Source organism: Lichenibacterium dinghuense, from assembly GCF_021730615.1.
In the GTDB taxonomy this organism is placed as follows: domain Bacteria; phylum Pseudomonadota; class Alphaproteobacteria; order Rhizobiales; family Beijerinckiaceae; genus Lichenihabitans; species Lichenihabitans dinghuensis.
The window spans coordinates 3868253-3885687 of sequence record NZ_JAJLMN010000001.1 but is presented as its reverse complement, the minus strand read 5'-3'; the positions used below and the strand labels follow the sequence as shown (position 1 = coordinate 3885687).

20 protein-coding genes are annotated in these 17435 nt (G+C 70.4%); 9 read left to right on the top strand and 11 right to left on the bottom strand.

All coding sequences use genetic code 11. The features are described 5' to 3' along the window. The first annotated feature begins 57 nt into the window (after window positions 1–57). Window positions 58–870 (top strand): IS5 family transposase, encoded by an 813-nt coding sequence (locus L7N97_RS18525; RefSeq protein ID WP_237479770.1) that lies wholly within the window; start codon window positions 58–60, stop codon window positions 868–870. Between the two features lie 50 nt (window positions 871–920). Here L7N97_RS18525 and L7N97_RS18520 read toward each other — a convergent pair whose 3' ends face one another. The 4 genes from L7N97_RS18520 to L7N97_RS18505 all read right to left on the bottom strand — a co-directional run bounded on the left by L7N97_RS18520 (window position 921) and on the right by L7N97_RS18505 (window position 3490). Further along, complete coding sequence (locus L7N97_RS18520) at window positions 921–1160, bottom strand: hypothetical protein (RefSeq protein WP_237479769.1); 240 nt, start codon at window positions 1158–1160, stop codon at window positions 921–923. A gap of 69 nt (window positions 1161–1229) precedes the next feature. Next, window positions 1230–1625 (bottom strand): hypothetical protein, encoded by a 396-nt coding sequence (locus L7N97_RS18515; protein ID WP_237479768.1) that lies wholly within the window; start codon window positions 1623–1625, stop codon window positions 1230–1232. A gap of 527 nt (window positions 1626–2152) precedes the next feature. Further along, complete coding sequence (locus L7N97_RS18510) at window positions 2153–2416, bottom strand: hypothetical protein (RefSeq protein WP_237479767.1); 264 nt, start codon at window positions 2414–2416, stop codon at window positions 2153–2155. 9 nt (window positions 2417–2425) lie between these two features. Then, complete coding sequence (locus tag L7N97_RS18505) at window positions 2426–3490, bottom strand: IS630 family transposase (RefSeq protein WP_237482154.1); 1065 nt, start codon at window positions 3488–3490, stop codon at window positions 2426–2428. Between the two features lie 269 nt (window positions 3491–3759). On the opposite strand from L7N97_RS18505, the gene L7N97_RS18500 reads away from it, so the two are divergent. Continuing rightward, window positions 3760–4110 (top strand): hypothetical protein, encoded by a 351-nt coding sequence (locus L7N97_RS18500; protein ID WP_237479766.1) that lies wholly within the window; start codon window positions 3760–3762, stop codon window positions 4108–4110. Between the two features lie 148 nt (window positions 4111–4258). Then, entirely contained in the window at window positions 4259–5725 is a 1467-nt protein-coding gene (gene gndA, locus L7N97_RS18495; protein WP_237479765.1) for an NADP-dependent phosphogluconate dehydrogenase, read from the top strand. 28 nt (window positions 5726–5753) lie between these two features. Here the strand turns inward: gndA and L7N97_RS18490 are convergent, their stop codons facing one another. Further along, window positions 5754–7283: a S10 family peptidase gene (locus tag L7N97_RS18490; protein ID WP_237479764.1), complete on the bottom strand. Its 1530-nt coding sequence runs from the start codon at window positions 7281–7283 to the stop codon at window positions 5754–5756. Window positions 7284–7384: 101 nt separating this feature from the next. Continuing rightward, window positions 7385–8299: a DMT family transporter gene (locus L7N97_RS18485; RefSeq protein ID WP_237479763.1), complete on the bottom strand. Its 915-nt coding sequence runs from the start codon at window positions 8297–8299 to the stop codon at window positions 7385–7387. Window positions 8300–8370: 71 nt separating this feature from the next. Between L7N97_RS18485 and L7N97_RS18480 the strand changes: the two genes are divergently transcribed. Together L7N97_RS18480 and L7N97_RS18475 are read left to right on the top strand one after the other, a co-directional pair. Beyond that, the gene (locus tag L7N97_RS18480; protein ID WP_487343512.1) at window positions 8371–9312 is read left to right on the top strand and encodes a helix-turn-helix transcriptional regulator; all 942 of its coding nucleotides are present in this window, start codon (window positions 8371–8373) and stop codon (window positions 9310–9312) included. A gap of 116 nt (window positions 9313–9428) precedes the next feature. Next, on the top strand, window positions 9429–10046 hold the full coding sequence (locus L7N97_RS18475) for a hypothetical protein (RefSeq protein ID WP_237479762.1): 618 nt from the start codon (window positions 9429–9431) through the stop codon (window positions 10044–10046). Between the two features lie 33 nt (window positions 10047–10079). On the opposite strand, the gene L7N97_RS18470 is transcribed toward L7N97_RS18475, so the two are convergent. Beyond that, window positions 10080–10706 (bottom strand): Pr6Pr family membrane protein, encoded by a 627-nt coding sequence (locus L7N97_RS18470; protein ID WP_237479761.1) that lies wholly within the window; start codon window positions 10704–10706, stop codon window positions 10080–10082. Window positions 10707–10722: 16 nt separating this feature from the next. Next, window positions 10723–12432, bottom strand: coding sequence for an urease subunit alpha (ureC, locus tag L7N97_RS18465; protein WP_237479760.1), 1710 nt, complete (start codon window positions 12430–12432; stop codon window positions 10723–10725). Between the two features lie 249 nt (window positions 12433–12681). Between ureC and L7N97_RS18460 the strand changes: the two genes are divergently transcribed. Beyond that, entirely contained in the window at window positions 12682–13017 is a 336-nt protein-coding gene (locus L7N97_RS18460; protein WP_237479759.1) for a hypothetical protein, read from the top strand. 31 nt (window positions 13018–13048) lie between these two features. Here L7N97_RS18460 and L7N97_RS18455 read toward each other — a convergent pair whose 3' ends face one another. From L7N97_RS18455 to L7N97_RS18445, 3 genes are all read right to left on the bottom strand, one after another. Next, window positions 13049–13225, bottom strand: coding sequence for a hypothetical protein (locus L7N97_RS18455; RefSeq protein WP_237479758.1), 177 nt, complete (start codon window positions 13223–13225; stop codon window positions 13049–13051). After that, on the bottom strand, window positions 13222–14262 hold the full coding sequence (locus tag L7N97_RS18450; protein ID WP_237479757.1) for an LLM class flavin-dependent oxidoreductase: 1041 nt from the start codon (window positions 14260–14262) through the stop codon (window positions 13222–13224). Before L7N97_RS18450 ends, L7N97_RS18455 begins: the two co-directional genes overlap by 4 nt. 85 nt (window positions 14263–14347) lie before the next feature. Further along, complete coding sequence (locus L7N97_RS18445) at window positions 14348–14764, bottom strand: hypothetical protein (RefSeq protein ID WP_237479756.1); 417 nt, start codon at window positions 14762–14764, stop codon at window positions 14348–14350. A 239-nt stretch (window positions 14765–15003) separates the two neighbouring features. On the opposite strand from L7N97_RS18445, the gene ffh reads away from it, so the two are divergent. The 3 genes from ffh to rpsP are packed head-to-tail and all read left to right on the top strand — an operon-like array spanning window position 15004 to window position 17213. Then, entirely contained in the window at window positions 15004–16575 is a 1572-nt protein-coding gene (gene ffh / locus L7N97_RS18440) for a signal recognition particle protein (protein WP_237479755.1), read from the top strand. Continuing rightward, window positions 16572–16859 (top strand): hypothetical protein, encoded by a 288-nt coding sequence (locus L7N97_RS18435; protein ID WP_237479754.1) that lies wholly within the window; start codon window positions 16572–16574, stop codon window positions 16857–16859. The genes ffh and L7N97_RS18435 overlap by 4 nt, the downstream gene beginning before the upstream one ends. A 3-nt stretch (window positions 16860–16862) precedes the next feature. Beyond that, entirely contained in the window at window positions 16863–17213 is a 351-nt protein-coding gene (rpsP, locus tag L7N97_RS18430; RefSeq protein ID WP_237479753.1) for a 30S ribosomal protein S16, read from the top strand. The last annotated feature ends 222 nt before the right edge of the window (window positions 17214–17435 follow it).

The following is a 17435-nucleotide window of genomic DNA, read 5'->3' as shown; positions in this document are numbered from 1 at the left end:
GAGTGGCCGGGGCTGAGATGATTCCAGGAGGGTGCTGAAACCTGATCTGGAACCGCCATGTGGACCCCGGCCACCCGCGAGCAGCATAGCCGCTCCGAACTCCGCTACTCAACCGATCTGACCGACGCCGAATGGGCCGTCATCGAACCGCTGTTGCCGCCCGGCAACCCGCTCGGACGGCCCCGGCTGTGGTCGTTGCGGGAGATTGTGAACGGCATTTTCTATGTGCTGCGGGGCGGCGTTCCCTGGCGCCTGTTGCCGAAGGACCTGCCCCCGAAGAGCACGGTGTACGGCTACTTCAGCGCGTGGCGCGATGAGGGCCTGTTCGCCGGCATCAACCACCATCTCGTCATGCTGGATCGCGAGCGGGCCGGGCGAGAGGCTTCGCCCACCGCGGCCGTGCTCGACAGCCAGAGCGTGAAGACCACGGAGAGCGGCGGTCCGCGGGGCTACGACGCGGGCAAGAAGGTGAAGGGTCGCAAGCGCCGGGCCCTGGTCGACACGGACGGCCGCGCCCTGGTGCTCGACCCGCAGCCGGCCGACGTGCAGGACCGCGACGGGGCCGTGCCGGTGCTCAAGCAGTCACGCCGTTCATATCCTTTCATCGCCAAGGCCTTCGCCGACGCGGGCTACGCCGGCGACAAGCCGGACAGCGCCACGCTCATCGCCGTCGAGATCGTCCGCAAACCACCCGGGCAGGTCGGCTTCGTGGTTCACCCCCGGCGATGGGTGGTTGAGCGCTTCTTCGCCTGGATCAGCCGCAATCGACGCCTCTGGAAGGATCCGGAGGCCACAATCGCATCCGCAAAGGCCTTCCTCTACGCTGCGTCCGTCATGATGCTGCTACGTCGCATAGGTTGCGCAGCCTGACTTCCCGGACGGACTCTCAGGGGCATCCCGCAAAGGTTGCCCTCACCGAATCACAACCCGGCCGAACCCGCTACACCGTCCCGACTCAAACCGGACGGAAACAGCTCTAAGCTCGGCCCTCCGGCACGGAGACGGCGCGCCTGCGTATTGACTTCGAAAACGGCGTTGTAGTTACAAACGTTGTAAATCGTTACCGGCTGGGGGCCTTCCTCGTAGCGGATCGCCGCCATCGAGGGTGTAGAGGTGATCGCAGCGGCGATCGCCAGACCACAAATTACGATATGTTTCATATCAAAGTTTCCTCTTCAGGTTTTGAGGCACGTCATAGATGCGCCCCTCAACGATCCGTCTCACGCCTTTCAGTTCGTCAGAACATATCCGCGTTTCGACAGACATTTTTTGACGATATGATCTCTTCTTGTCGCCATATCATCAAATTCGTGGTTAACGGTCACAGTCTTGTTGATCAGCTTGGAGCCGATGCTTCGAGTCAGGATCTCGACGTCATCAACAGAACCGTCAGATCCTAAAGCGACGACGGACTCTCTTTGACAAGACCGGAGATCTCGATCGTAGGCGAGAACGCCCTTCGACGTAGAAACGGCAGGAACGGACAGCTTGGGTCCGTTCGCCGGAGCGATGGAGACCAAATGCCCGGTTGTGTCGCGCGACGCGGTTTTGGGACCGTCCACCTCCGTCACAGCGTAGCAGGACGCCAAGCACAGCGCCGCGCAAATGGCGAACAACAATTTCATCGCAACAAGCCTCACACGCGTCCAAAAAAGGCAGCACGCTTAGTGAAAGTAAGAAATCATCAATATTCAGCCGCCTTCGCACCTAAAAAATGCCCGTGACTTCAAGCACAAACCGAAGCCAAGTGTGCAGAAGCCAAGTGAGCGACTGTTTGCAACCCGATTGCAGTACAACACCCCGCCGGGTCCGACACCAGAGGGCCCGCCACCCCGAAATCACCACCGAATCGAACCGCGAATCCTCTCACTTGCAACTTTTCAGATGTTATTCAGCACTCCAATCCTGTCAAGTGTGAAATTTACATAAAATGCGTAGCTTCTCTAATTTGCCGGCGACGGCACGGTGCGCGGTCCCGCTCGTTGAGGATCGGGCCGGGTCGCGGCTCGCGAGGCACGAAGAAGCTCGATGCATATCGCGGGGGCAACGGAGGCCCTGCGCGACCATGTGCGATGCTGGAACTCCAAATCGCACGCTGTCGCTTGTGCAGCCTTGATCTCCGACGACGAGGCCTTTCAGACAGCAGCCGCTCTCAGGTGCCGGATCTGCGTATGAGATCCTCAAGCTCGGCGACCTCGTCGTTCACGCCGTCGCAGGCTTCGGCGTGCATGACCGCGAAAGCCAGTAGCTGCTTATAGCGCTCGACGCTGATCACCATGAGGCGGTCGCGGCCGTTCCGCGTCAGGACAATCGGCTCGGCCAGGGCCACGTCGCAATAGGCACTGAACCTGCGAACGAACTCGGCGCTGGAGACACGCTGAATCTTTGGATTCGCCTCCCGGCTCGTCTCGTCCATGCTATACATCTACGACGCGACGACCCGAGAATCCTTTGGGTCTCGGATGCGGAAGTTATCGGTGATTCGGGATGAGAAGCGACTGAAGTGCTTCGGGACCGTTTCCTTGAGGAATGTCAGGATCGCCTCCGCGAAGTCCTTGAATGTGGCATAGTACCGGTTGTGGGTGATGTTCTGGTGCATCACGCCCCAGAGCCGCTCGATCGGGTTGAGGTGAGGGCAGTAACTCGGGATGAAGTGAAGCACGATGCGCCGTCCCGGTTGCCTCATCCAATCCTGAACAGCACGGGCATGATGATAGCGGGCGTTGTCCAGATAGACATGGATCCGACGCATCGTCGTGTAGGCGTTCTCGATGGAGGTCAGAAGCTCGATCGTGCTTTGCGCATCGACCGAAAGCACTTCCTTCATCCGCGTCGCGCCGGTCTCCAGGTCGATCACACCATGGATGTTCATGCGATCACGGCCCGACGCCGCAGGAACCGCGACGTCGGCGCCACGCGGCATCCACACGCCCGCCGGTCGCGTCTGATGGGTCGGGTGAACGGCATCGCCGTAGACGATCGCTTCGTCGGCCCCAAGGCCGTTGCGGAGCCGCTCATGCTGCTCGATGAACGCTTCCTGCGCCGCAAGGTCGAGATGCGAGGGCACAAGGTCAGGCTTGCGCCAGACAAAATCCAGCGCCGCCATCAGCTTGATCAAACCGGATCGCGTGTACGACATGCCATACGTCGTCCGGATGTGATGACCGATCGCGCGTGTCGACGCCGGAAGCGCCTCCGTGGCCCAGGCTTTCAGGGCCGTGAGCTGCTCCACCGTCAAGGCGCGGTGCCCGCCCGCCAAGTCGAAGCGCGCCAGAGCCGGTACGCCGCCCTCGCGATAAACCTTGAACCAGCTCCGGATCGTGTCGTCGTCCAGGAGGAGAGCCTCCGAAACCTGCTCGCAACTCCAGCCCTTGTCCAACAAAAGGATCGCGTTGGCGCGCCGGGCGACCCGATGCTCCTCAAGCCCATCCCGCGCGATGCCCGTCAGCCGCGCACGATCGTCCTTGCTCAGGAAATGGCGCTTGATCATCGACACAAAACCGAATCGAAAGCGACCCCGTCGTCAACCCCGCATCCTCACGGAATCGGGCTATAGCCCTGACAGAATCAGCGATCAATCGCGCCATCGGCGCATGCTGCGCGTGCGGTCGTCAACGTTCTTTGCCTGTCAGAAACGATCAAGCCACAGGCAGGGCGGGCCCACCCCATTCCCGAAACGGAACAACGGTTCGTCCCGATGCTGCGCATGGAAGTTGCTCTGGAGGGTCCGAACCGAAATCGTAACCTCGGAGCCGATCGATGGACACGGACGATCAGTCGATTAATTTCGATCTGATGTGCCTCAGAGCCCTGAAAGTCAACGGTGAGTCGGAGCGAATCGCGCTCGCGGCAGCGTCCATCGTGGTGCACGCCCACGCCATTGCGCGCGAGGTGCCCGCCCAGGCCGGCGAGGCGAGGCGGATCATCGAGCTCGCGCGCATGCTCTACGCCACCATGCCGCTGCGACGAACCGTGGCCGAGATGGTCGACGAGTGCCTGTCCGAATTCACCTCGGGGCCGACCGACCGGCGGCGCGCCGCGGCGGCGCGCGAGCGCCTCGTCGACCGGATCTGGCATCTGTTTCACCACGGCTCGATCACGACGGCCTGAGGCGCGCCGCCGCGTGGCAGCCGTCCTGCGCCGGCTCCACCCGCGATCACCGGCGCGGCCTGCGCTTGCACGGCGTGCGCCTTGCAAGGATGATCGCTCCCCGGTGGACGCGCGCGCCGAGCCGGGTCTGCGTCTGGGGAGAACAAACGTGACAGACCTCTGCGACATCGGCGTCATCGGCCTCGCCGTGATGGGCGCCAACCTGGCCCGCAACGCCGCCCACAAGGGGTTCGGGGTGGCGCTCTACAACCGCACGGGCTCGCGCACCGACGCCGTGATGGCCGAGCACGGCTCCGAGGGGCGCTTCGTGCCGTCCCACGGCCTCGAGGACTTCGTCGCCTCGCTGGCCAAGCCCCGAGCGATCGTCATCATGGTCAAGGCCGGCAAGCCGGTGGACGCCGTGATCGAGGAGCTGCTGCCGCTGCTGGACGGGGGCGACATCGTCATCGACGGCGGCAACTCGCTGTTCTCCGACTCCAACCGGCGCGAGGCCGCCCTGAAGCAGAAGGGCCTCCGCTTCGTCGGGATGGGGGTTTCGGGCGGCGAGGAGGGCGCGCTGCTCGGCCCGTCCATGATGCCGGGCGGCGAGCGCGACGCCTACGAGCGCATCGCCCCCATGGTCACGAGGATGGCCGCCCAGGTCGACGGCGAGCCCTGCGCCACCTACATCGGCCCGGCCGGCGCCGGCCACTACGTCAAGATGGTGCACAACGGCATCGAATATGCCGACATGCAGCTCATCACCGAGGCCTACGACCTGTTCAAGACGGTCTACGGCATGGACGCCCCGCTGATCGCGACGATCTTCGAGGGCTGGAAGACGAGCCCGCTCGACAGCTACCTCATCGACATCACCACCGAGGTGCTGAAGAAGACCGACGCCAAGACCGGAAAGCCGCTCGTCGACGTCATCGTGGACGAGGCCGAGCAGAAGGGCACCGGCCGCTGGACCGCCGCCAACGCGCTCGACCTCGGCGTGCCGCTGACCGGCATCACGGAAGCGGTCTTCGCCCGCGCCCTGTCGGGCCGGCGGGCGCTGCGCGGCGAGGCCGAGAAGCTCCTGCCCTTCGAGGCCCCGGCGGGCAGGACGGCGTCGCAGGCCGACATCGACGCGGTGCGCGACGCCCTCTACGCGTCCAAGATCGTCGCCTACGCGCAGGGCTTCGAGCAGATGACGGCGGCCTCGAAGGACTATGGATGGGGCCTGAAGCTCGGCGAGGTCGCCACCATCTGGCGCGGCGGCTGCATCATCCGCGCGGCCTTCCTGAACCGCATTCGCGACGCCTATGCGGCGAAGCAGGAGATCCCCAACCTCGTGCTGGAGGACTATTTCCGCGACGCGGTGCTGAAGGCCGAGCCGGCCTGGCGCAAGGTCGTGGGGCTGGCGGTGGAGCACGGGGTGGCGATACCCGCCTTTTCGTCCTCGCTCTCCTACTACGACGGGCTGCGCCGCGCGCGCGGCCCCGCCAACCTCTTGCAGGGCCTGCGCGACTTCTTCGGCGCCCACACCTACCGGCGGCTCGACGAGGAGGGCCACTTCCACACCCGCTGGAGCCAGGACGGCGCCGAGCAGCGCACCGACCGGCCGAGCGAGGGCGGCACGCCGCGGAGCTGAGCCGCGGCGCGGCCCGAGCGGGCGTCCTTCAGGGCTGCCCCGCCCCGCCGATCAGCTTCTCGGCCTCGGCGCGGAACGCGGCCCGCGACGCGTCGCGGCTGTAGAACATGTGGCCGCCCGGGTAGGTGACGAGCTTCACCCGGTCGCCGCCGGCGGTCGGCGGGATCTGGTTCAGCAGCACCTGCGTGCCCTCGAAGGGGGTGACGAGGTCGAACAGGCCGTGGGCGACCAGGACGTGCAGGGCCGGGTCGCCCGCCAGCGCGAGGCGCAGCGCGTCGAGCGACTCGGGCTCGCCGCGGCCGCGGCCGAAGTCCCAGCTCCGGGCCGCCTCGGGCGCGAACAGCCGGTAGGTCTGCCCCTCGGGGTGCCAGTGCAGCCGGTCGTAGACCCACAGCACCGCCTCGGTGACGGGCGCCCCGAGGGCGCCCAGCATGGGGTCGGGCTGCCCGCGGTCCGGGTTCTCCGGGAAGGCGTCCGGCAGCGACACCGTGGCGTCGTAGGCGCTGTCGATCCGCCCCGCGGCGCGGTCGTGCTCGCGCTCGAAGATGAACCCGCCGATGAGCCCGCGGTGGCGGCGCACCAGCGCGGGGTCGAGCCCGGTGATGGCGCCGACGCGGTCCACCACGCGGTCCACGGCGGCCGGATCGGCGACGCCGCGGAGCACGTCCGCCAGGAAGGCGCCCGTGGCGTAGCCTTCGACGTCGGCGAGGTCGGCGCGCGCGAAGGGCTCGCCCTTCTCCGAGCGCACCACCGCCGCCATCGAGGGCAGCCGCGTCGCGAAGCCGAGGACGTCGAGCGCCGCCGAATGGTTGCCGAAGTCGAGCACGGGCGACAGCATGACGAGGCCGCGCAGCCCGACCCCGTCGTGGTCCGCCAGCCGCCGGGCCAGCAGGGGCGCGCGGAAGCCGCCGTAGCTTTCGCCGAGCAGGTATTTCGTCGCGGTGATGCGCCCCGAGCGGTCGAGCCAGCGGCGGATCGCCTGGGACAGGGCGTCGATGTCGCCGCCCACCGACCACAGGCGCTTCTTCACGTCGTCGCCCCCGGGCGGCACGAGCGCGCTGTAGCCCGTGCCGGCGGGATCGACGAAGACGAGGTCGGTGAAGTCGAGCCAGGTGTCGGCGTTGGGCTGCGGCACCGCGGGCGAGGAGGCGCCCGGCGTCATGGCGATGCGCCAGGGGCCGAGATCGCCCATCTGCAGCCAGGCGGAAGCGTTGCCGGGGCCGCCGTTGAGCACGAAGGTGACGGGGCGCGTGGCCGGATCGGCGCCGTCGAGCGTGTAGGCCGTCATGCCGATGTCGGCCTCGGGCGCGCCGTCGTCCGCGACGATGCGGGTGAAGCCGGCCGTGGCGGTGAAGTGCAGGCTGCGGCCCGGCAGCTCGATCGTCTGGTGGCTGACGGCGTCGGGCGGCACCGGGCGCGGCCGGTCGGGCGGGGCGGCGTCGCGCTCGGCGCGGGGCCGGCGCGCGGCGCGGTCGTCGGGCGCCTGCTGGGCCCGGGCGGGCGGGACCGCCAGGGCGGCGAGGAGACAGAGCGTCAAGCGGCTGAGGGCGGGTGTCACGGCGGGGAGGCTCCGAAGCGCGATCGACCGACGGTTTAGCACCGACCTCCGTCACAGACTAATGAAGTCCTCAGACTGCTACGGTCCCGTGTCGGACGAGGTCAGCGCGGGCGCGGCACCAGGGCGGGCGCCGCCGGGGAGGGCGCGCGCGGCGCCGCGCCGGTGAACACCACCACGTTGCCCGCGAGCGTCAGGGCGAGGCCGACGAAGCCCGTCCAATGCCAGCGGTAGCCCTCGAACACGGTGGACAGCGCCAGGGCGACGACGGGGAACAGCACCGTCGCGTAGGCGGCCTTGGTCGAGCCGATGCGGGCCACCAGCGACAGGTAGGCCGTGAAGCCGACGACGGAGCCCACGGCCGCGAGGTAGAGCAGCGCCGCGACGTAGCGCGCGTCGGGCGGGGCGACGACGGGCGTGCGGGTGAGCGCGACCAGCCCGAGCAGCGCGAGCGCGCCGTAGAGCATGCCCCAGGCCGTGGCGGTGACGGGCGTCACGCCGGCCGCGCTGTTGCGGCGCGACAGCATGTTGCCGAGCGAGAAGAACAGCGTGCCGAGCAGGGCCAGGCCGAGCCCCGTCGGCGCGTCGCCGGACAGGCCCGCCGCGGCGTCGCGGCCGAACAGCAGCGCCAGCCCCGCCACCCCGAGCGCCGCGGCCCCGACCGTGCGCCCCGTGATCGGCGCGCCGAAGAACACCCGCGCGCCGACCGCGTTGAAGATCGTCGACAGCGAGAACACCACGGAGATCAGCCCGGAGGGGAGCCGGCCCGCCGCGGCGTAGAAGCAGATGAAGTTGCAGCAGAACAGGCAGAGCGCCTGCGCCAGCACGAAGGGCTGGTCGCGCCGCGGCGGCACCCGCAGCCGGCCCGTCGCGGCGAGGGCGACGAGCAGGATCGCGGCCGCGGCGGCGAAGCGGTAGAACACCGACACCAGCACCGGCACGGGGCCGACCTCGAACGCGATGGCGATCCAGGTGGTGCCCCAGATCAGGACGGTCGCGGCGAAGAGCACGGCATTCATGGGATCGCTCCGGCGGGGATGGCGCCCCGTCCTTAGCGGGCCGGCCGCGGCGGCGATTGCAGGATCCTGCGGTGGAATGGCGGCCCCGGCTGTGCACCGCGGCGGCGGCCCGCTACACCGGGCCCCGTCCTCACCGCTCCGGTCCCCGCGCCATGGCACCCGGCCCCACCTCGATCTTCGACACCCTGTCGGCCTCGCCGCGCGCCCGCGCGGTCGCGACGCTGGACGTCGGCTCGGGCCGCTCCGCCGCCGTCTGGCGCAACGACAGCGACCCCTTGACCTACGACAGGCCGGACGGCCACACCGTCAGCCTCTACCTCGAGAACGGCGCCGGGTCGCGGCGCGTCGACGGCCGGCCGAAGAGCGGCTGGCCCGGCGCGCTCTGCGTGCTGCCGCAGGGCGCCCGCTCCGAATGGGAGATCACGGCCCCCTTCGCCTTCGTGCACCTGTACCTGCCGCCCGCCGAGCTCCGCCGCGCCTTCGCCGAAACCTTCGACCGCGACGCGCGGCTGCTGGAGGTGCCGGAGCTCACCTTCGCGGAAGCGCCCGGCGTCGCCCCCGCGCTGCGGGCCCTGGCCGAGGCCACGCTGCGGGGCGAGGCGCTGGCCGCCGAGGCGGCGACCGTGGAGGCCGTCGCCCGCATCCTCGTCGACCCGCGCTGCGGCGGCTCCCGCGCGGCCGCGCTCAGGGGCGGGCTCGCGCCGCACCTGCTCCGCCGCGTCGTCGACCACGCCGAGGCGCACCTCGACGCCCCCCTCCGGCTGCGCGACCTCGCCGCGCTCGCCGGGCTCAGCGAGGCGCATTTCCAGCGCGCCTTCGCGGCGAGCCGGGGCGTGTCGCCGCAGGCCTGGATCACGCATCGCCGCGTCGCGCGCGCGAAGCGCCTGCTGCGCGGCCGCGGCCCCATCGCGGAGATCGCCGCCGCCTGCGGCTTCAGCAGCCAGAGCCACCTCACCCGCGCCTTCAAGGCCGCCGCGGGGGTGACGCCGGGCGCCTATCGGGCGATGGTCTGACGGGATGGGGCTCGATCCGCCCCTGCGCGGCTCCCGACCGCGGCCCGACTCATAAGCGTTCTTCAACGATCGATCGTCACGTTGGCCACCGCTTCACGCGACGGAGGTGCGGCCCCATGATCGCCTTGGAGGAGCGTGAGCGGCCCGAGGAGGCCGAGTCTCTGTTCTCGCCGATCGTCTCGACCGCCATCGTGGTCGGGAGTGCCTTCGTGTTCCTGGCGCTCCTCTTGTCGGTGCAGGGGAGCCGCACCGTGCTGCTCACGCCCGTGGACACGCAGGTCCAGGCCGTGCTGATCGCCCTCGGCGTCTTCGCCGGCGTGTGGGTGGCGGCGGTGGTGCGCGAGTTCTGGCGGGACGGCACGGAGTTGGACGGCCCGGTCCCGGAAGGGTTCGCCGCCGCGGCCAAGCTGGTGGTCGTGGTGGCGGCCGGCGCCTGGTGCGGGTGGATGGCCACGGGCCTCGCCGCCGAATGGCGCGCCTTCCACGGCCTGAACGCTCCGGCCGTGCAGGAAGGCTTCACCGTGGTCGGCATCTCCCGGTCGCGGCGGGGCTCCAGGACGATCCACCTCGTCGGGGCCTCGGGCGCGCCGTCGATCGCGATCGGCTGCGGGGTGCAGGACTGCAGCCACCTCGGCGTCGGCGACCGGCTGCTCGTGCGGGTCGAGACGGGCCGCGGCGGCGCCCGGCGGGCGGTGTTCCCCGCGGCTGTGAGCGCGCGGGCCGGACGGGGGTGAGGTCGAGGTCCCGCGAGGACGCCTGACGCGCCCTCACCCCGCCCGCCCCCCGAGCCTCCGGTCGAACCACACCAGCGCGGCGCCGAAGGCGAGGAAGCCCGCCGCGATGCCGGCGGCGTTGCGGGCCACGGCGGCCCGGCCGAAGGCCGCGACGTCGAGGAACGGGTAGGGGTAGATCCCGTCCGCCGCGCCGCGGGCGAGCGCGACGGCGAGGTAGAGCAGCGGCGCCGCGGCCCAGGGCGCGACGTCGGCGTAGCGCAGGGCGCCGCGCGGCACGCGCAGGAGCCAGTAGGCCAGCACCAGCGCGGGCGTGACGCCGTGCAGGAACAGGTCGGCGAGCCGCTCCGGCCCGGTCTGCACCAGCGTGCCGGCGAGCAGCAGGTGGTAGACGACCGCGACCAGCAGGCCGTTCAGCGTCAGCCCGCCAATGAGCGCCGGCGAGGCCGGGCCGCGGCGCAGCGCCAGCCCCGTGAAGACGATCGCGATGGCGAGGCCCACCCAGATCGTGAAGTAGCGGGCGAGGATCCACGCGGCGGCCGGGACCGGCACGCGGGACGCGGTCGCGCCGAACTGCACGGCGAGGCCGAACCAGGCCGACAGGGCGACGACGGCCGCGAGGGGGCGGGCCGCCCGCCGCGGCGGCGAAAGGCCCGCCGTCATCGCGCCCCGGCCGGGGTCAAAACATGAAGTACCGCTGCGCCATCGGCAGCACGTCCGCGGGCTGGCAGGTGAGCAGCACGCCGTCCGCCACCACGGCGTAGGTTTCGGGGTCGATCTTGAGATCCGGCGTGGCGCCGTTGTGGATCATCGCGCTCTTCTGCAGCCCGCGCGTGTTCTCGACCGCCACGAGGGGCTTCGAGACGCGGAGCGAGGCCGCGAGCCCCTTCGCGAGCGACGTCCCCGACACGAAGGTCAGGCTCGTCGCCGCGACCGCGCGGCCGAAGCTGCCGAACATCGGCCGGTAGTGCACGGGCTGGGGCGTGGGGATCGAGGCGTTGGGGTCGCCCATCGGCGCGGCCGCGATGGCGCCGCCCTTGATGACGAGGTCCGGCTTCACGCCGAAGAAGGCCGGCGTCCACAGCACGAGGTCGGCGAGCTTGCCGGGCTCGACAGAGCCGATGTGCTTCGAGACGCCGTGCGCGATGGCCGGGTTGATCGTGTATTTGGCGACGTAGCGGCGGGCCCGCAGGTTGTCGTTGTCGCCGCTCTCGCCCTCCAGCGCCCCGCGCTGGCGCTTCATCTTGTCGGCCGTCTGCCAGGTGCGGATGATGACCTCGCCGACGCGGCCCATGGCCTGGCTGTCCGACGACATCATCGACAGCGCGCCGATGTCGTGGAGGATGTCCTCGGCCGCGATCGTCTCCTTGCGGATGCGCGACTCCGCGAAGGCGAGGTCCTCGTGGATGGCGCCGTCGAGGTGGTGACACACCATCAGCATGTCGAGGTGCTCGTCGAGCGTGTTGACCGTGAAGGGCCGGGTGGGGTTCGTCGACGAGGGCAGCACGTTGGGCAGGCCCGCCACCCGCATGATGTCGGGCGCATGGCCGCCGCCCGCGCCCTCCGTGTGGAAGGCGTGGATGGTGCGGCCCTTGAAGGCCGCGATCGTGTCCTCGACGAAGCCCGACTCGTTCAGCGTGTCGGTGTGGATCATCACCTGCACGTCGTGGTCGTCCGCGACGGACAGGCAGTTGTCGATGGCGGCGGGCGTCGTGCCCCAGTCCTCGTGGAGCTTCATCGCGCAGGCGCCGCCCTCGACCATCTCGACCAGCGCGGCCGGGGTCGCGGCATTGCCCTTGCCGGCGAAGCCGAGGTTCATCGGGAAGGCGTCGGCGGCCTCGATCATGCGGGCGAGGTGCCAGGGGCCGGGCGTGCAGGTGGTCGCGAAGGTGCCGGTGGCCGGGCCCGTGCCGCCGCCCAGCATGGAGGTCACGCCGCTCATCAGCGCTTCCTCGATCTGCTGCGGGCAGATGAAGTGGATGTGCGTGTCGAAGCCGCCCGCGGTGAGGATCTTGCCCTCGCCGGCGATGACCTCGGTGCCGGGGCCGATCACCAGCGTCACGCCGGGCTGGATCTCCGGGTTGCCGGCCTTGCCGACGCCGACGATGCGCCCGTCGCGCAGGCCCACGTCGCCCTTCACGATGCCCCAATGGTCGAGCACGACCGCGTTGGTGATGACGGTGTCGAGGGCGCCCTGCGCGCGGCTCGCCTGGCTCTGCCCCATGCCGTCGCGGATGACCTTGCCGCCGCCGAACTTCACCTCCTCGCCGTAGACCGTGAAATCGCGCTCGACCTCGATGACGAGGGCCGTGTCGGCGAGGCGCAGCCGGTCGCCGGTCGTCGGGCCGAACATGTCGCCGTAGGCGGCGCGGGGCAGTGTGCAGGCCATGGGCGGTCTCCTTCGCGGCTGCGAGATTAGCCCCATCGCGCCGCGGCGCGGTAGCCCCCCGGCCCGGCCCCGCGCGACTTCCGCGACCGTGCGGCCCGGCCGTGCGACGTCGGCGCGCGGCCCAGCCGCGAGGAAGGTGGTCGACACCGGCGCGCAGTTTTGTCAGACCAGCGCCATCGTCGGCCATCGATCTCGGGCGCCGACGGCTGAGAGACGCTCGCGCTCCCCCGATCGCCGGAGCGCTGCCGCATGCCCCTGGACCCGACCGCGTCGGACGACGCGCTCTACGCTCGCGCCGACCGGGCCATCGCGGACGCGATCGCGCTCCGGGCCAGGGTGCGGGCCGGCCTCACCGCGGCCGGGCAGAGGCGGGTGCACCGTCCCTACGTCGAGGACCTGCGCCCCGCGGAGGCGCCCCCGCTGGGCCCCCCGCTGCCGTCGAGCTTCATCGAACCCTGGTGGTCGATCGCCCGCGCCCTGGCGGACGCGGGCGAGATCATCCGGCAGGCGGACCGCGAGCTCGACCTCGCCTGGCACCGCATCCTGCCGTCGATCGAGACGCCGATGAACCTGTTCGGGAGCTGAGCCGGCGCGCCCCACCCCGCCCCGCGGAGCCTCAGAACGGCGTCGCCTTGGTGTTGAGGTTGCTGAAGCCGTAGTTCGCGCCGGCGTAGCCGCCGTTGAAGCCCGCCGCGCCCGAGGGCGCGTCGGCGCTCAGGCGCGGCCGCGAGCCGTCCGCGTTGGCGCAGGCGCCGAGCGCGAGGCACAGCAGGAGGGCGAGGAGCGTTCTCAAGCGGCGGGTCCTTCCAGCAGTTCGCGCACGCGCGGGATCACCTTCGTGCCGTAGAGCTCGACCGAGCGCATCATCCTGGCGTGGGACAGCGGGCCGGCGCTGTATTTCATGTCGAAGCGCGACAGGCCGAGGCCGCGCACCGTGGCGGCGATGCGGCGCGCCACCGTGTCGGGCGAGCCGACGTAGAGCGAGCCGCCGTCGGCCTCGGCGTCGAACTCCGCGCGGCGCATCGGCGGCCAGCCGCGCTCGGCGCCGATGCGGTCGCGCATGCGCCGGTAGTCGGGCCACAGCCCGTCGCGGGCCTCGGCGTCGGTGTCGGCCACGTGGCCGTGGGAGTGGACGCCGACCGGCGGCACCGGGATGCCGAACTGCGCGCAGGCGCGGCGGTAGAGGTCGACGTGGGGCGCGAAGCGCATCGGGTCGCCGCCGATGATCGCCAGCATCAGCGGCAAGCCGTGGCGCGCGGCCCGCACCACCGACTTCGGGCTGCCGCCGACGCCGACCCAGGCGCGGAGGCTCCCCTCGACGGCGGGGAACACCTCCTGGCCGGCGAGCGGCGCCCGCACGGAGCCGCGCCACGTCACCGGGCCGCCCTTCAGCAGCGCGGCGAAGAGGTCGAGCTTCTCCTCGAACAGCGCCTCGTAGTCGCCGAGGTCGTGGCCGAAGAGCGGGAACGACTCCGTGAACGAGCCGCGCCCCAGCACCACCTCGGCGCGGCCCGACGACAGCGCGTCGAGCGTGGAGAAGCGCTGGAACACGCGCACCGGGTCGTCCGAGCTCAGCACGGTGACGGCGGAGCCGAGGCGGATGCGGCGCGTGCGCCCCGCGATGCCGGCCAGCACGGTTTCGGGCGACGACACCGCGAAGTCGGCGCGGTGGTGTTCGCCGACGCCGAAGAAATCGACGCCCGTCTCGTCCGCCACGGCGGCCTCGTCGACGAGGTCGCGGATCACCTGGCCGTGGGTCAGGGGGGCACCGTCCGGGCCGGCGGTGACGTCGCCGAACGTGTCGAGGCCGAGTTCGAGGGGATTGATCATGCTGGGGTCCGGACGGCGTGCTGGTGTTCAGGGGCTCGGGCCGGGCCGCCGCGCGTCGCCCGCGCCCGTCCGGCGTGCCGCCCCCTCAGCTCGGCGCGAAGTCGAGGACGTACTCGTGCCAGTACTGGTAGTAGGGCTGGTACGACCGGACGGCCGTGACGGGATTGCACCGGTTGACCGCCACGAGCGCGGCTTCGGCCATCCTCCTGTCCTCGCGCCTGTTCGACGGGTTGACCAGGACGGGCGGCGCCGCGAAGGCGCCCTCGCGGTCGAGCGAGATCTTGATCTGCGGGACGTAGCGCGTCCGGAAGTGCCGCTCGCCCTTGCAGGCCGCGAAGGAGGCGACGATGGCGCCCTCCATGGCCTGCACGGCGGCCGGAGACGCGTCGAGCCCCGGGGCCGCGAGGCTGCCGACGGGCTGCGGGTTCTGGCAGCCGCCGAGCGCGGCGGCCAGGACGCAGACCGTCGCGGCCGGTCCGATCGGGCCGAGGAATCGGTTCACGGGCGGCTCCTGTTCGGGCGATGCATGCCGGAATCCTTAACACGCCGGCGTCGCCCTGGCACGGCGTTGACACCCCCGCCTCCCCTGCCCTAGGGAGTGTCACGGCCTCGATCGAGGCCCGCCAACGCCGACCGCGCCGCGAGCGCGGAGGCGAACGTCCGACAGCGCGTTGCGCCCTCGGGCGCGTTCCCTGTTGGCCTTTTCACCGCGGCTTGCCGCACGCCCGATCGGAGATCGCCATGTTCGAAGGACTGACGGAAAAGCTGTCCGGCATCTTCGACGGGCTGACCCGCCGGGGGGCGCTGACCGAGGCCGACGTCACGGCCGCGATGCGCGAGGTGCGCCGCGCCCTGCTGGAGGCCGACGTCGCGCTCGACGTGGTGCGGAGCTTCACCGACAAGGTGAAGGCGCGCGCGGTGGGCGCCAACGTGGTCAAGTCCGTCACGCCCGGCCAGATGGTCGTGAAGATCGTGTCGGACGTGATGATCGAGACGCTGGGCTCGGACGCGCAGCCGATCGACCTCGACGCGCCCGCGCCGGTGGCGATCATGATGGTCGGCCTGCAGGGCGCCGGCAAGACCACCACCACGGCCAAGATCGCCCGCCGCCTCGTCGACCGGCAGAACCGCCGCGTGCTGATGGCCTCGCTCGACGTGAAGCGCCCGGCCGCGCAGGAGCAGCTCGCCGTCCTCGGCCGCCAAGTGGGCGTCGACACGCTGCCGATCGTCGCGGGCCAGACGCCCGTCGAGATCGCCCGGCGCGCCGAGCAGGCCGCGCGCCTCCAGGGCTACGACGTCGTGATGTTCGACACGGCCGGCCGCACCCACATCGACGAGCCTCTCATGGCCGAGATGGCGGAGATCAAGGCCTCCGCCAGGCCGCACGAGATCCTGCTCGTCGCCGACAGCCTGACCGGCCAGGACGCCGTCAACCTCGCCAAGAGCTTCGACGAGCGCGTCGGCATCACCGGCATCGTGCTGACCCGCATCGACGGCGACGGCCGCGGCGGCGCGGCCCTGTCGATGCGCGCCGTCACGGGCAAGCCGATCAAGCTGCTCGGCACCGGCGAGAAGATGGACGCGCTGGAAGACTTCCACCCGTCCCGCATCGCCGACCGCATCCTCGGCATGGGCGACATCGTCTCGCTGGTCGAGAAGGCCGCCGAGTCGATCGACGCCGAGCAGGCCCTCAAGATGGCCGAGAAGATGCGCAAGGGGCGCTTCGATCTCGAGGACCTGTCGATGCAGCTCGCCCAGGTGGAGAAGCTGGGCGGCATCGGCGGCATCATGGGGATGATGCCGGGCGTCGGTAAGCTCAAGCAGCAGATGGCCGACGCCAACATCGACGAGCGCGTCATCAAGCGCCAGCGCGCCATCATCTCCTCCATGACCGTGAAGGAGCGGCGCAACCCGGACATCCTCAAGGCGTCGCGCAAGAAGCGCATCGCGGCCGGCTGCGGCATGAAGGTCGAGGACGTCAACAAGCTGCTCAAGCAGCATCGGCAGATGGCCGACATGATGAAGATGATGGGCGGCGCCAAGAAGGGCGGCCTCGGCAAGATGGCCCAGATGTTCGGGCTGGGCGGTGCCGGCGGGATGGGCGGCATGCCCGAGCCGAGCCCGGCCGAGCTCGAAGCCATGGCGAAGCAGATGGGCATCAAGGGCGGCCCGGGCGGCGGCATCCCGCAGATGCCCGCGAACTTCGGCGCCTCGCTCGGCGCGAAGCTGCCGCCGAACCTGCCCGGCCTCGGCGGCCCGCGCCTGCCGGGGCTCGGCGGCGGCTTCAACCCCTTCGGGGGCAAGAAGAAGTGACCGACAACGGGCCCACCTCCAAGATGTTCACGGTGTTCAACGCGCTCCGCGAGCGCCTGAGCGGCGCCGACCTCACCTATGCTCCGGCGGCCTACCGCGACGACGCCATGTCGCTCGTGGTCAACGTGCCGGGCGAGTATTGGGAGATCGACGTGCTGGAGGACGGCACCGTCGACGTCGAGGTCTACGCGTCGCAGGGGCTGTCCGACGACCCCCTCGGCGACATCGACCGACTGATTCAACGCAACAGCGATGAAGAACCACCAACCCCCGCAAGGAACTAGACCATGGCTCTGAAGATCCGCCTCGCCCGCTGGGGCGCCAAGAAGCGTCCGTTCTACCGCATCGTCGTCGCCGACGCCCGCGCGCCGCGCGACGGCCGCTTCGTCGAGAAGATCGGCACCTTCGACCCCCTGAAGCCCTCCGAGGACGCGAACCGCCTCGTCATCGACGCCGAGAAGGCCAAGACCTGGATGACCAAGGGCGCGCAGCCGACCGAGCGCGTGATGAAGCTCCTCGCCTCCGTGGGCGCGGTCGAGAAGCCCGTCTACAACAACCCCGAGAAGGCCAAGCCGAAGAAGAAGGCCCAGGAGCGCGCCGCCGCCGAGGCCGCCAAGGCCCCCGCCGAAGCGGCGTGATCCCCAGTCCATCGCAGCAAAGCGCGCCCAGGTGAGCTAGCTCACCTGGGCGGCCATCGACTCTCGCCAGGCAGACTCATTGCGGCTCATGCAATGACGCTTCAGCAACGGCTCGATCGAGCGGGTGCCGAAGCCGGTGACCTTCGACGTCGCCCCGATCGCGTGACCCTGGGCCAACGATCAGATCGCCTGCCCGTGTCGCATCTCGACCGGATCAGGGCA